This is a genomic window from Streptomyces sp. NPDC048001, from assembly GCF_043203115.1.
GTDB lineage: Bacteria > Actinomycetota > Actinomycetes > Streptomycetales > Streptomycetaceae > Streptomyces > Streptomyces sanyensis.
This window is the reverse complement of the sequence record NZ_JBIDBN010000005.1, coordinates 192,896-206,573: the sequence shown is the minus strand read 5'-3', so window position 1 is coordinate 206,573 and position 13,678 is coordinate 192,896. Positions and strand designations below refer to the sequence as shown.

Annotated in this window: 10 protein-coding genes; 6 read left to right on the top strand and 4 right to left on the bottom strand. The window is 71.1% G+C overall.

Translation table 11 applies throughout. The features are described from left to right. Nucleotides 1-102: 102 nt before the first annotated feature. Together ACGF15_RS11415 and ACGF15_RS11410 are read left to right on the top strand one after the other, a co-directional pair. Nucleotides 103-6,915, top strand: a complete 6,813-nt coding sequence (locus ACGF15_RS11415; RefSeq protein WP_392797984.1) for a polymorphic toxin-type HINT domain-containing protein — start codon at nucleotides 103-105, stop codon at nucleotides 6,913-6,915. 9 nt (nucleotides 6,916-6,924) lie between these two features. After that, entirely contained in the window at nucleotides 6,925-7,488 is a 564-nt protein-coding gene (locus ACGF15_RS11410; RefSeq protein ID WP_362605728.1) for a hypothetical protein, read from the top strand. Between the two features lie 112 nt (nucleotides 7,489-7,600). Here ACGF15_RS11410 and ACGF15_RS11405 read toward each other — a convergent pair whose 3' ends face one another. Then, nucleotides 7,601-8,083, bottom strand: a complete 483-nt coding sequence (locus tag ACGF15_RS11405; protein WP_392797981.1) for a winged helix-turn-helix domain-containing protein — start codon at nucleotides 8,081-8,083, stop codon at nucleotides 7,601-7,603. Nucleotides 8,084-8,397: 314 nt separating this feature from the next. Between ACGF15_RS11405 and ACGF15_RS11400 the strand changes: the two genes are divergently transcribed. From ACGF15_RS11400 to ACGF15_RS11385, 4 genes are all read left to right on the top strand, one after another. Continuing rightward, nucleotides 8,398-10,068, top strand: a complete 1,671-nt coding sequence (locus ACGF15_RS11400) for a SulP family inorganic anion transporter (RefSeq protein ID WP_392798296.1) — start codon at nucleotides 8,398-8,400, stop codon at nucleotides 10,066-10,068. Further along, nucleotides 10,065-10,490: a pyridoxamine 5'-phosphate oxidase family protein gene (locus ACGF15_RS11395; RefSeq protein WP_345613961.1), complete on the top strand. Its 426-nt coding sequence runs from the start codon at nucleotides 10,065-10,067 to the stop codon at nucleotides 10,488-10,490. The genes ACGF15_RS11400 and ACGF15_RS11395 overlap by 4 nt, the downstream gene beginning before the upstream one ends. Further along, nucleotides 10,487-10,915 (top strand): ATP-binding protein, encoded by a 429-nt coding sequence (locus tag ACGF15_RS11390; protein ID WP_345613960.1) that lies wholly within the window; start codon nucleotides 10,487-10,489, stop codon nucleotides 10,913-10,915. The genes ACGF15_RS11395 and ACGF15_RS11390 overlap by 4 nt, the downstream gene beginning before the upstream one ends. Nucleotides 10,916-11,079: 164 nt before the next feature. Beyond that, nucleotides 11,080-11,460, top strand: coding sequence for a metalloregulator ArsR/SmtB family transcription factor (locus ACGF15_RS11385; protein ID WP_345613959.1), 381 nt, complete (start codon nucleotides 11,080-11,082; stop codon nucleotides 11,458-11,460). 96 nt (nucleotides 11,461-11,556) lie between these two features. On the opposite strand, the gene ACGF15_RS11380 is transcribed toward ACGF15_RS11385, so the two are convergent. From ACGF15_RS11380 to ACGF15_RS11370, 3 genes are all read right to left on the bottom strand, one after another. After that, entirely contained in the window at nucleotides 11,557-11,706 is a 150-nt protein-coding gene (locus ACGF15_RS11380) for a DUF6126 family protein (protein ID WP_374212032.1), read from the bottom strand. Nucleotides 11,707-12,087: 381 nt separating this feature from the next. Continuing rightward, the gene (locus ACGF15_RS11375; RefSeq protein WP_345613958.1) at nucleotides 12,088-12,984 is read right to left on the bottom strand and encodes a sulfite exporter TauE/SafE family protein; all 897 of its coding nucleotides are present in this window, start codon (nucleotides 12,982-12,984) and stop codon (nucleotides 12,088-12,090) included. Further along, nucleotides 12,981-13,565, bottom strand: coding sequence for a rhodanese-like domain-containing protein (locus ACGF15_RS11370; protein ID WP_392797976.1), 585 nt, complete (start codon nucleotides 13,563-13,565; stop codon nucleotides 12,981-12,983). Before ACGF15_RS11370 ends, ACGF15_RS11375 begins: the two co-directional genes overlap by 4 nt. Between the last annotated feature and the right edge of the window lie 113 nt (nucleotides 13,566-13,678).

Sequence of the window (13,678 nt, the reverse complement as noted above, 5' to 3'; positions counted from 1 at the left end):
AGAGGACGATTGTTGACCCGGCGCATATCGCGCCGCTGGGCGGGATCGGTCGTCATCGGCCTGAGTCTCGCCCTGTCTGCGGGGACGGTGCAAGCCGTTCCGGTGGAAGCCGCAGGCACAGACCGGCCGGGCGTCCAGGACCTGGGCGAGCCGGCACAGGGGAAGAACGCCAGGACGAAACCACGCGGTGCCGACCCGGCGGCAAAGGCCGCGGTGGAGACGCTCGACGCGCCCGAGTGGCCGGACGGCGACAGCACCACGCTGCGCGTGGGCGCACAGCTCGGCAGCCGCGACGGCGTGCCCAAGGGCGCCGCGGCGCCCGGCGGTACCGGCGACACCGCCACGATCGGCGGACTTCCGGTCACCGCGAGCGACGCACACATCTCGGCGAAGGCCACGGCCGGCAGCGAACACTCCTCGGCGGCAAGGGCCGGGAGTCCGGCCCCGGACCGCGTGCGGGTCTCGTCGCTGGGCCAGGAGCGGGCCGCCGAACTGGGCAGCGCGGCGCTGCTGCGGGTGCAGCGCGCGGACGGGGTGGAGACGTCCGCACCGGTCGAGCTGACCGTGAACTACGCGAAGTTCGCCGAGGCGTACGGCGGCGACTACGGGGCCCGTCTGCGGCTGGTGGAGCTTCCCGCCTGTGCCGCCAAGGCGACCCCGGGCAGCAGGGACTGCCCCGAGCTGCCGAAGCCGCTCGACTCCCGGAACGACGCGGACGCCCGGACGGTGACCGCCACCGTCGAGGCCGACGCCGACCGAGCGGGCCTGTCCACCCATGCGGGTGAGGCGGCCCCCCTGCTGGCCGTCACCGGCGGGGACTCCTCCTCGCAGGGCGACTACAGGGCGACTCCGCTGTCGCCTTCGTCGAAGTGGTCCGTGGCCAACTCGTCCGGCGGGTTCTCCTGGAACTACCCGATCCGGACGGTGCCGACCCCGGGCGGCCTGACCCCGTCGGTCGGGCTGGGCTACTCCTCCCAGGCGGTGGACGGCCGCACCTCGGCGACCAACAACCAGGGTTCCTGGGCCGGTGAGGGCTTCTCCTACGAGCCCGGCTACATCGAGCGCCGCTACAAGCCCTGCTCGGACGACGGCCACAAGTCCTCCGCCGAGCAGTGCTGGGCGTTCGACAACGCCACCATCATGCTGGAGGGCGCCTCCGGTGAGCTGATCAAGGATGACACCTCCGGCAAGTGGCATCTCGCCAGCGAGAACGGCGCCAGGGTCGAGCAGCTGACCGGGGCGCACAACGGCGACGACAACGGTGAGCACTGGAAGGTGACCACCACCGACGGCACGGAGTACTACTTCGGCCTGAACCGCCGCCCCGGTTGGACGTCCGGCAAGGAGGAGACCGACTCCACGTGGACGGTGCCCGTCTTCGGAGACGACGCCGGCGAGCCCTGCCACAATGCGACGTTCAGCAAGGCCCACTGCCAGCAGGCCTGGCGCTGGAACCTCGACTACGTCAAGGACGCCCACGGCAACGTGATGTCCTACCTGTACGGCAAGGAGACCAACCACTACGCCCTCAACGGCAAGACCGACGTCGAGGGCACCGCGTACACGCGCGGCGGCTACCTGAAGCGCATCGACCACGGCCAGCGCGACGGCAAGGTGTTCTCCACCGATGCCGGGGCGCGCGTCGTCTTCCACACCGCCGAGCGCTGCCTGCCGACGAAGGACTTCGACTGCGCGGCGGGCAAGTTCACCAAGGCCAATGCCAGGCACTGGCCGGACACCCCGGTGGACCGCTACTGCAAGGCGGGGGCGAAGTGCGACTCCAGCCAGGTCTCGGCGACCTTCTGGACCCGTAAGCGGCTGACCGGCATCACCACGCAGATGCACAAGGGGTCCGGCGCCTACACGGATGTGGACGCCTGGACCTTCACCCACCTGTTCACCGACAACGGCGACGACTCCAAGACCCTGTGGCTCTCCGCGATCGACCACGAGGGCAGGGTCGGCGGCAGCGCCAGGCTCCCCTCGCTCGAACTGCAGGGCATCCAGCTGAAGAACCGGGTGGACAAGGACGGCGACAACATCGCGCCCTTCCACCGCTTCCGACTCGCGTCGGTGCTCACCGAGACCGGCACACAGCTGGACGTCAACTACGCGCCCACCCAGTGCACGGCCGACAAGCTGCCGAAGCCGGGTGAGCAGACGGGCCGCTGCTATCCCGTGAGGTGGGCCCCGCCCGGCCATATCGACCCGATCACCGACTGGTTCCACAAGTACGTCGTCGCCGAGATCATCGAGACCGACCGCACGGGCGGCGGCGAGGATGTCGTCACCCGCTACGACTACAAGGGCGACGCCGGCTGGCGGCACGGCGAGCCGGACGGCATCACCGACGAGAAGTTCCTGACCTGGGACCAGTGGCAGGGCTACGGCAAGGTCACCGTCACCAGCGGCAACGGCCAGACCATGTCGACACGGCTCGACTACACGTACCTCCAGGGGCTGGACGGCGACAAGAAGCCGGGAGGCGGCACCCGCACCGAGGAGGTCACCGACTCCACCGGCAAGACCTACACCGGGCACGAGAAGTACACCGGCTTCGAGCTCGAGACCCGGACCTGGGACGGGGACAAGGTCGTCTCCAAGGTGATCAGCGAGCCGTGGAAGCACGACACGGCCACACAGACCAGGAAGTGGAAGACGACCAAGGCCACGATCGTCCAGCCGAGGGTCACCCGCGGGTACACCGCCCTCGCGTCCGGCGGCTGGCGGGAGACGAAGTCCACCTCGTGGTACGAGACGGGGAACCGCACCGGCCGGGTCAGCATGGTCGAGGATCTGGGCGATGTCTCCACCGCCGAGGACGACAAGTGCACCCGGCTGTGGTACACGGACAACGCCTCCGAGCACATGTACGAACTGCCCTCCCGCAGTGAGGCCGTGTCGGTCAGCTGCTCGGCAACGCCGGACCGCAGGACGCAGGTGATAGCCGACGAGCGGACCTCGTACGACGGCGGCTCGTTCGGCGACCAGCCGACCAGGGGCGACGCCACCAAGACGGAGCGGCTGGCCTCCCACGACGGCTCCACGGCGACCTACCAGGTCACCGGACACACCACATACGACGTCTTCGGCCGCCCCACGTCCCAGACCGACGCTGTCGGGGCAAGGACGACCACCGAGTACACCGACGTCAACGGCCTGATCTCGAAGACCAAGGCCACCAACGCCCTCGGGCATGTCACCACCACCGACTTCGCCCCCGCGTGGGGCCAGTCGGCCGGCCAGACCGACCCGAACGGCAAGCGCACGGATTTCGCCTACGACCCCTTGGGCCGCCTGGTGTCGCTCTGGCTGCCCGACCGGCCCAGGACCCACGCCCCGAGCATCAAGTACTCCTACCTCGTCCGCCGGGACAAGCCGGTCGCGGTCAAGACCGAGAAGATCGAGATCAGCGGCTCCTACGGTGTGGAGTGGCAGCTCTACGACGGACTGCTCAGGCCCCGGCAGCTGCAGACCGAGGGCCCGGACGGCAGCCGCATGGTCGCCGACACCTTCTACGACGGCGTCGGCAAGATCAAGAAGACCAACAGCACCTACAACGCCGTGGGCGCACCCTCCAGCGAGCTGCTGGAGGTCGGCAACGGTGAGGTCGGCGCGCAGACGCTCTACGAGTACGACGGTCTCGGCCGCCCGACGAAGGAGACCTTCGCCGTCGCCGGCGCGCCGCAGTGGTCCACCACGACCCGGTACGACGGCGACCGCACTCATCTCGACCCGCCGCAGGGCGGCGTGCCGGTAACCAAGATCACCAACGCCGCGGACCAGATCACGGAGCTGCGCTACCACCACGGCGAGTCACCCGCGGTGAACGGGCCTCCCGGTCCGGGCGCAGGGTACGACGCGACGAAGTTCAGCTACACGCCGGGCGGCGAACTGGCCCAGGTCACCGACGCCAAGGGCAACGTCTGGCAGTTCGAGTACGACCAGATGGGCCGCAAGGTCAAGACGGTGGACCCGGACATCGGCGTCTCCACGTTCGCCTACGACGCCGCGGACCGTCCGGTCTCCGGCACCGACGCGCGGGGCAAGAAGCGCTCCACCGTCTACGACAAGCTCGGCCGCACCCTGACCACCTGGGAGGGCGAGCCGAACACCGGCACCCGGCTCACCGAGACCCGCTACGACCGGCCCGGGTGGCTGGGCCAGGCATGGGCCTCGCTGCGCTATGTCAACGGCGGCAGCGACTACTTCGCCACCGTCACCCAGTCCATGGACGCCTTCTACCAGCCGCTGAAGACCGCGTACTCGGTACCCAAGTCCGAGGGCGCGCTGGCGGGGACCTACACCTTCACCACCGGCTACAACTTCGACGGCACCGTCCAGGGCATCGGTATGCCGGCCGCCGGGGGCCTCGGCAACGAGACCGTGGTGTTCGGCTATGACGACCTGCAGCGCCCCACGTCCATGCGCGGCAAGACGTCGTACGTCACGGACACGGTGTACTCCAACACCAGCCTGCTCCAGCAGCTGGAGCTGTCCGACAACGGCGGCCAGAAGCTGTGGCAGACCTTCCAGTACGAGAAGGGAACCGACCGGCTCACCCGTGCGGTGGTCGACGTCTCCTCGCAGAGCCGTTCGCTGAAGGCCGCGCACTACTCCTACGACCAGTCCGGCAAGGTGCTGTCCATCTCGGACACCGCCGACACCGGGGCCGGCTCCGCGGATCTGCAGTGCTTCGCCTACGACAACGGCCAGCGGCTCGCCGAGGCATGGACGCCTGCGGCCACCGCCGAAACGGCGGCGGGCGCGGGTACGTCCGGCGCGGCGACGGGCGGCTCCCGGCCGTCCGCCTGTACCGCCCCCGCGGGCGGCAAGGCACTCGGCGGCCCCGCGCCGTACTGGAAGTCGTACGAGGTCGACGCGATCGGCAACCGCACCAAGGAGGTCGTCCACGACACCGGCCTGAACGCCGCCGAGGACATCACCCGCACCTACACCTACGGTGAAGGCGCGGCCGGACCGCACGCGGTGACCAAGGTCGTCGAGGACGGCCCGAGCGTGGACCAGCAGTACACCTACGCCTACGACGCGACCGGCAACACCACCGAGCGCGTCATCGGCGGCGACGCCCAGAAGCTGGAGTGGGACGTCGAGGGCCAGCTGGTCAGGACGACCGAGGCGGGCGGCGCGGAGGCGACCTACGTCTACGACGCCGGGGGCAACCGCGTGGTCCGCCGTGACGCGACGGCCACCACGGTCTACCTGCCCGGCATGGAGCTGCGGCTGGCCAAGGGCTCCTCGAAGGTCGAGGCCACCCGCTACTACTCCTTCGCCGGCCAGACGGTCGCGGTCCGCTCCGACAGCGGGAACCTGGCCTTCCTGTCCTCCGACCACCACGGCACGGGCCAGCTGGCGGTCGACGCCACCACTGGCTCGGTGTCCCAGCGGCGCTTCGACCCCTACGGGCTCGACCGCGGCAGCCCGGTCGGCGAGTGGCCCGGCGAGAAGGGCTTCGTCGGCGGCACGATCGACAAACAGACCGGCCTGACCAGCGTCGGTGCCCGCGAATACGACCCCGCGCTGGGCAAGTTCATCTCAGTCGACCCGATCATCGACTACAGCCAGCCGCAGCAGATCAACGGCTACGCCTACGCCAACAACAGCCCCGTGACACTCTCCGATCCGTCGGGCGAGTTCGTGGGATTCGTCCTCCAGGTCTTGTGGGCGATGCAGGCGATCGCCAAGTACTCGGAGGTCAGGAAGCAGCAGGCGGTCTACCGGGCCCAGAACGACAGGGACCGGGCGGAGCGCCAGTACAACGACGCCAAGCAGCAGACGAAGCAGGCTGTCAAGGAACTGGTCAAGATCGCCAAGCGGGAGCTCGGCATCGACGCCGCTCTGGACTGCTTCTCCAGCGGCGACCTGGGTTCCTGTGGCGAAACGGCGCTGAACATCGCAAGCAGCTTCGCCGGCGGCCTGGCCGGCAAGCTCCTCGCCAAGTACGGCAGCCCCTTCAAATGGAAGAAGGGAATCCAGCTCGCCAAGCGTGTCTGGGACCTGCTCGATGACCTCATCGGCGGCGCCAAGGACATGTGGAAGCGCTCCGAGGTCCTGGACAAGGCGAAGGACAAACTCGCCGCTGCCAAGGCGAAAGTGACCAAGCAGGCGAGTGCATGCCTGACCAAGCACAGCTTCCCACCAGGCACCGGGGTCCTTCTTGCCGACGGGAAGACGAAACCGATCGAAGAGGTCGAACTCGGTGACAGCGTCACCGTCACCGACCCGGAGACCGGCGAGACCACCACGCGTGAGGTGGTCGCCACGATCGTGACGGAGGACGACAAGGACTTCGTCGACCTGACCGTCAGGAGCGACGGCAGCGCGGCGGCGCTCATTTCCACGACGACGCATCCCTTCTGGGCCGTCGACGAGGCCACCTGGATCGACGCCGGGGACATCAAGCCGGGCACGCGCCTGCGCACCCCGGAAGGCGACACCGTCGAGGTCGCCAAGATCCGTCACTTCGAGAAGCGCCAGCGCACACACGACCTCACGATTGAGGACGTCCACACGTACTATGTACTCGCGGGCAGAACGCCTGTGCTTGTACACAACGCCAGCAAGCCCGATCAGCCGAACATTGTCAAGAACGCGATCCAGCACCTCCTCGCGGGCAACCTCGCGCAGCGGCGGCATCCGAATGGAGCTCTGGACTTCTTCATGGGACACGACCTGCCGAACGCGCGGGCGAAGGCCTACTGGGCCGACGATGAAGCGAACGGGAGAAGGACCAGGATCTATTCGGTGCCGGGCGGAGGTGACGACTACCGACTGATCGTACGCGAGACGCGAGGCGTACCGGACGCGTACGCATGGGTTGGGCCGAAGGGAATGAAGAAGGGGGCCGGACACGACTACGGCAGGCTGCTCCAGTTCAAGCCGGGATGCCCGTAAGGAGCCACGATGAACATCGAAGCGCTCACTGGCAAGCTGGCCGCGTCGGGGCTGAACCTTCTTGGCTGCGAACCAGTGGTGACGACCTGTCCGCCTGAGGCCGCCTCGCAGGCCAGTGCCTGCGGTCCGGAGCACGGGCGGGTAGATGAGGTCATCGATCTCAAGCGACCTGATGCCCTTCGGGATGTCAACGCCGTGTGGTACAGGCTGGCGACACGTTTCGCACTGTTCGGTGAGCGGGGAGAGTTCCTGCTCTTCGCCAATCTGAGCGACGACGATGACGACATCGATTTCGGCTGGCTCCCGGTGAAGCTTCAAGAGAGCTGGAACATGGCCGGATCCGCCGAAGGCACCATCAACGGTCCTTCACTCGACGGGCTACTGACCATGTCGCCGCACGGTGACGTCATCATTGAAGGGACGACTTATCAAGGTGGTATGGCGACGGTACTGGCCGTCCCAAATCCCCAACGCGCTCTCCCCATTCGCCGCTTCGCGGAAAGCATCATGAAAAGCGGGAATATCCCGCCCGAAAAGGCGGCGAGCATCGGCGCTTGGCTCGACCGGAGCTGAGGTATCGGGGCCGGTAGTAAGTAGAACGCTCGACTGGGTTTCCAGTCGAGCGTTCTGCGTTGTGGCTTGAGCTCCACCGTGGCGCGGTCGCCGAGGGCACGGATGGCTCCGATCAGGCCGTCGACCCCTCCGCCACCCAGCGGGGAGAGGACGAACACCGCGGGGTGCGGTGCGGGCGGGCGACCGCGACCTGCTCGACCTGACCGTCCGCACGAAGGGCGGCAAGACCGCCACCCTCCACACCACGTCCAACCATCCCTTCTGGAACGACACCACCCACACCTGGGTCGCCGCCGGTGAACTTCACCGCGGAAACCTGCCCCGCCCCGACCATGTCGCCGGACATCCGGCCTTCGTCGCGCTTCAGGCCCTGCCCCGGCCTCGCCCTCGAAGGCCACCCACGCGCCCAGGAGCCGGCCCGTCCTCTTGCCCGCGACCACGGCTCCGTCCGCCACACGGCGACGGCCCGCCCATCCCGCTCGGCCGCCCGATGTGCGGGCACCTGAGGCGACCAGCCCAGCCGGTGCAGCGGATACGACACCCCACGCGGGTGTACCGGTGGGCCTCGGGCACCAAGAGTTGCAGAAATTTGCAATTACATACATCCTTAGGTGCCGTGTCCGCAGGTAGCCGCGGGCACGGCCCCGGGCATCCGTGGGCGGCCTGGAGATCGAGCGGAGGAGAGACCGTGCCGGTTCCGCTGCAGCTGGCGAGGGCCGAGTCCTCCCGCAGGCTCGGGTACCCGGGGCGCGCACGCGTACCGGAACCGCCGCGGACCGCGCCGGTACTGCGGAGCACGCTCCCGGGGGAACGGCGCACGGGCGGGGATCCGGCTCCGTGAATCCCCTGCTGCTCGGCGCGGCCGGTCGTCTGCGTGCCGTCCTGCCCGCACGCGCCGATCTCCGGCTCATGGCGCGCAACCCCCGCCGGGACCTGCTGGCCGGGATGACCGTCGCGATCGTCGCCCTCCCCCTCGCCCTGGGATTCGGGGTGTCCTCGGGGCTCGGCGCGGAGGCGGGGCTGGTGACTGCGGTGGTCGCGGGCTCCCTCGCCGCCGTGTTCGGCGGCTCCAACCTCCAGGTGTCGGGGCCCACGGGCGCGATGACCGTGGTGCTGGTGCCGATCGTGGCCCGGTTCGGGCCCGGCGGTGTGCTGACGGTCGGGCTGATGGCCGGTGTGCTGCTGATCGCTCTGGCGCTGCTGCGGGCCGGGCGGTACATGCGGTACGTGCCGGCTCCGGTGGTGGAGGGCTTCACGCTCGGCATCGCCTGCGTCATCGGCCTCCAGCAGGTGCCCCATGCCCTCGGGGTCGCCGTGCCCGAGGGGGAGAAGGTCCTGCCGGTGGCGTGGCGGGCGGTGCAGGCGTTCGCCGCGGCCCCGAACTGGAGCGCTGTCGTCCTCTCCCTGGGCGTGGCCGGGGTGATGCTGGCCGGGGCGCGGTGGCGTCCGGCGGTCCCCTTCTCGATCGTCGCGGTCGTCGCCGCGACCCTCGCCGCGCAGCTCCTCCACCTGGACGCGGCTGCCACCATCGGGGACCTGCCCGCCGGGCTCCCGGCCCCCTCCCTGGCGTTCCTCGACGTCTCCGCGCTCGGCTCACTGCTCGCTCCGGCGGTGGCGGTGGCGGCACTGGCCGCGCTGGAGTCGCTGCTGTCGGCGACCGTCGCCGACGGGATGACGGTGGGGCAGCGGCACGACCCGGACCGGGAGCTGTTCGGGCAGGGCGTCGCCAACCTGGCCGCCCCGCTGTTCGGCGGGATCCCGGCGACGGCCGCGATCGCCCGGACCGCGGTCAACGTCCGCAGCGGCGCCTCCTCCCGCCTCGCCGCCCTCACCCACGCCGCGGTCCTCGCCGCCGTGGTGTTCGCCGCCGCTCCCCTGGTGTCGGCGATCCCGCTCGCCGCGCTCGCCGGTGTCCTGCTGGCGACGGCGGTACGGATGGTGGAGGTCGGCGCGCTGCGCGCCATGGCGAGGGCGACCCGCTCCGACGCCGCCGTCCTGGTGCTGACGGCCGCGGCCACCCTGGTGCTCGACCTCGTCTACGCGGTGATCATCGGGCTCGTCGTGGCCGGGGCCCTGGCCCTGCGCGCGGTGGCCGCCCAGGCCCGCCTGGACGAGGTCGGGCTCCGCCCGGACCTGCCCGGCGGGCACAGCGACGAGGAGCACGCGCTGCTGGCCGAGCACATCGTGGCGTACCGGATCGACGGTCCGCTGTTCTTCGCCGCCGCCCACCGTTTCCTCCTCGAACTCTCCGAGGTCTCCGACGTGCGGGTGGTCATCCTGCGGATGTCGCGGGTGACCACGGTGGACGCGACCGGGGCCCTGGTGCTGAAGGACGTGGTGGAGAAGCTGAACCGGCGCGGCATCGCCGTGCTGGCCTCCGGCATCCGCCCCGGCCAGCGCCAGGCCCTGGAATCGGTCGGCGCCCTGGCGCTCCTCCGGCACGAGGGCCGCGAGTACGCGACCACACCCGAGGCGATCGAGGGGGCCCGCAGGCACCTCGAACACGCCGGGCTGCTGCCCGCACGGCACCACCCCCTCCCCGCCCCCCGTCCGCACCGCATCCGGAAGGCGCCGCGATGACCGACCCCGCCGCCGCGGCCCTGCGCTTGATCGAGGTCTCCGGCACCGAGGCGCTGTGGCTCCTCGAGGGCTCCTCCCGGGGCAGGCTCGTCCACCTCCAGCGCGATCAGGCCGTCATCCGCCCGGCCTCCCATGTCGTGGAGTACGGGCGCCTGGTGGTGCGCGCGCCCGTCCAGGCGGCCGCGGCCCTGGCCAGGACGGCGCTGACCTACCAGGTCGACGAGATCCGTCCGGCGGGCACCGGCTGGACGGTCAGCGTCCACGGTCCGGCCGAGGTCGTCACCGACCCCCACGAGGCCGCCCACTACCGGCGTACCCTGCCCGGCCGGAGCCACGGCCCCCACGACACGCTGCTGCGCCTCCGTCCGCAGTCGGTGTCCGGGTTCCGTATCGCCCGTGCCGACCACCCGGCGGGCCGATGACGGCCGCCCTGCCGCAGGCGCTGCCGTACCGGCATGTCCTGACCGTGCCCGCGATGGGAGCGGCGGTACGGATCGCGCGCGAGACCACCGAGCTGGTCCTGGTCGAGTGCGGGGTCGGCCTGCGCCACCCGAGTACCGGACCGGCGCTGCTGATCCTGGCCGAACTCGTCACCAACGCGGTCCGGCACGCCGCGGCCGTCACCCCGACGATCACGGTCACCTACGCGTACGGGCCGGGTGTGTTCGCGTTCGCCGTCCACGATCGCCACCCCTACCGGCCGCCGCTGCTCCGCGCCCCGGCCACGGCCCCCGGCAGCGGGCTGGCCACCGTGACCGAGCTGACCGCGGAGCTGGGCGGTACCGCCGTGGTCCGCGGCGACGCGGACGGAGGCGGGAAGAGCATCTGGATCACCCTGCCCCTGTGAGGCCGGGTGACGGCAGCGCACGGGGCCGGGCGACGGCGTGGTCGGGACCCCCGGCAGCCCGCGGGGGTCCCCGGGAATTGCAGGAATCTGCAATTGTGGAGGTCGCACACTGTGTGGCGGGGCGGAAGGGCTGCCCCCGGGACGATGGGCATGGGGTGGACGAGGTGCGCAGTACAGGCGCGAGAGGCAAGGCGGGGGCCGCCGGCGGGACGCAGGCGCCGCTGTACCAGCTCAAGGCGGAGTTCTTCAAGACCCTCGGCCACCCGGTCCGCATCCGCGTCCTCGAACTGCTGAGCGAGCGCGAACACGCGGTCGCCGAGATGCTCGCCGAGGTCGACGTCGAGGCGGCCAGCCTGTCCCAGCAGCTCGCCGTCCTGCGCAAGGCCAACCTCGTGGTCACCCGCCGCGAGGGCTCCACCGTGTACTACCGGCTCACCAGCCCCGAGGTCGCCGAACTGCTCCGCGTGGCACGCAGCATCCTCTCCGGTGTGCTGCAGGGCCAGGCCGAACTCCTGGCCGACCTGCGCGCCACCCGCCCGCGCTGACAGGGCACCCCCGGAGGGGCCCGCCGCAAGGCCACCGCCGGGCCGCCGGTACGGGTCCGCCGCGGCCGGGGGAAGCGGCCCGCCGCACCGGTCGGCTCACTTCTGGGAGTGCTGCCCCACGTAGAACAGCAACCACACGAACCCGGCGATGAGGTGGGTTCCGAACATGTAGAAGAAGGCGCGCAAGGCGACACCCCTCTCCAGCCACCGCTCGTGCGCCGCCGCCGCGTCGTCCTCGGGTTCCACCGTCACGACCTTCCGCCTCCGCTCCCGGCACCGTCGGCCGGATGACCGGGGTACGGGTGGACGAGCCCCGCCCGCGCCTCCCCGGAGGCGGCCCCGGCCGCCGTACCGGCCCGCACCTGACGGGCCGGCCCCGGTGCCGGGTCGGCGGACCCGAGCGCGTCCGCCGACCACCCGTATCCGAAACTGGCAAATTGCATAACTCTGCAAGTCTACGCGGATCGGCCGTTCCCGGGAACGGTACGGGTGGGCCCGCGACCAGCGGCCCCTCCGGGCGGAGGCGGCCTCCACGGCCCCACCGCCCCCAACCGGCTCCCCACCGGCTCTCCACCAGGCCACCCGCCGGGCGGAGAACCCCCGGCCCCGGGGTGTGCGCCGGGTGCCTCAGGGATGCCCGGCCGGCGCCCGGGAGCCCTCCCGGGGCGGGTCCGCGACGGGCCGCGGGCGGCGCGCCCGCACCGTGCCCCAGGTCACGGCCGCGGCCACCGCAAGACCGATACCGGTCCAGGCGAGCGGACTGGCCCACACCCCCTGGGGCAGCTGCCCGCCGAGGACGAAGACGCCCATGACGACGACGAACCAGCCGAAGGCCTTGCGCAGGGCATCCTGGGGGATGCGCCCGGCGAAGCGGCTGCCGACCACACTGCCGACCACGGCCGCGGCGGTCACCATCAGCGCGAGGTTCCAGTCGATCTGGACGCCGGCAAGGTGGCCGGCGAGCCCCGAGAAGGACTTCATCGCGATGACCAGGAGCGAGGTGCCGACGGCGACGCCCATGGGCAGCCCGCCGAGCAGGGCGAGGGCGGGGACGACGAGGAACCCTCCGCCGGAACCGACCAGACCGGTGACCGCGCCGACCACGAGGCCCTCGACGACCACGTGCGGGACGGGGAGCTCCGCCGGGGCGGGTCCGGCCGCCTTGGTCCTGCGGGACTTGCGGAGCATGGCGGCGGCGGTGGCCAGCATCATCAGCGCGAACGCCACGAGCAGGGCGGTGGCGGGGATGTACTCGGCGAGGCGCCCGCCGCCGTAGGCACCGACCATGCTGACCGCACCGAAGATCAGGCCGGTGCGCCAGCGGACCCGGCCGGCGCGGGCGTGCGCGACGAGACCGACGAGGCTGGTCACGCCGACGACGAACAGCGAGGTGGCGATCGCCTCCTTGGTGTCCTGACCGGCCAGGTAGACCAGGATCGGCACGGTCAGGATGGACCCGCCGCCGCCCAGGATGCCCAGGCTGACGCCGACCAGCACGGACGCCGCGAGGACGAGCGTGATCACGACCGGTCCCGCAGTGAGGCGACCACGGTGCGGATGTCGGTGCGCGGGCCGCGGTTGTAGGGCAGCTTGGACAGCATCATCCCCATGGCGCAGGTGTTGCTCAGTGCGGCGAAGGTCAGCCCGGCGCCGATCGCCGTGCCGATCAGGTGCACTCCGGGCACGAGCAGCCCGGCGACGCCCGTGACCAGCACCACGGCGCCCGCGACCAGGCGGACCTGGCGCTCCAGGTCCCAGCGGGCCTCGCCCCGGTTGACCGGGGCGCCGGAGGCCTCCCAGGCCGTCATGCCGCCTTCCAGGACCCGCAGATGGGGCATGCCCGCCTCGGCGAGCGCCTCTCCGGCCTGGGAGGCACGGGCGCCGGAGCGGCAGACGAGGACGACGTCCTCGTCGAGGTGGTCGAGCAGTTCGGCGCGGTGCTCGCGCAGGGTGTCCAGCGGGACGTTGTAGGAACCGGGGATGTGGACCGTCCGGAACTCGCCCGGGGTGCGCACGTCCAGCACCCGGGGACCGCGTCCGCCCTCGGTGAGCCGGCGGAGGGCGGCGGGGGTGAGGCCGGGTGCGCGGGAGGCGTCGATGGTCATGAGTACTCCGTGGTGGTGAAGGGACCCGCATGAGTTGCGGGGAGGGGGTTGGAGGGGGGACGGGCGGGGCCGGTGCTTCCGCGGGTGCGGTCGGCCCCGGGCCCCGCACCGGT

Coding starts and splice junctions, on each gene's coding strand:
- ACGF15_RS11410 (WP_362605728.1), top strand. CDS start 6,925: ATGAACATCGAAGCGCTCACTGGCAAGCTGGCCGCGTCGGGGCTGAAC.
- ACGF15_RS11400 (WP_392798296.1), top strand. CDS start 8,398: ATGGCGCGCAACCCCCGCCGGGACCTGCTGGCCGGGATGACCGTCGCG.
- ACGF15_RS11395 (WP_345613961.1), top strand. CDS start 10,065: ATGACCGACCCCGCCGCCGCGGCCCTGCGCTTGATCGAGGTCTCCGGC.
- ACGF15_RS11390 (WP_345613960.1), top strand. CDS start 10,487: ATGACGGCCGCCCTGCCGCAGGCGCTGCCGTACCGGCATGTCCTGACC.
- ACGF15_RS11370 (WP_392797976.1), bottom strand. CDS start 13,565: ATGACCATCGACGCCTCCCGCGCACCCGGCCTCACCCCCGCCGCCCTC.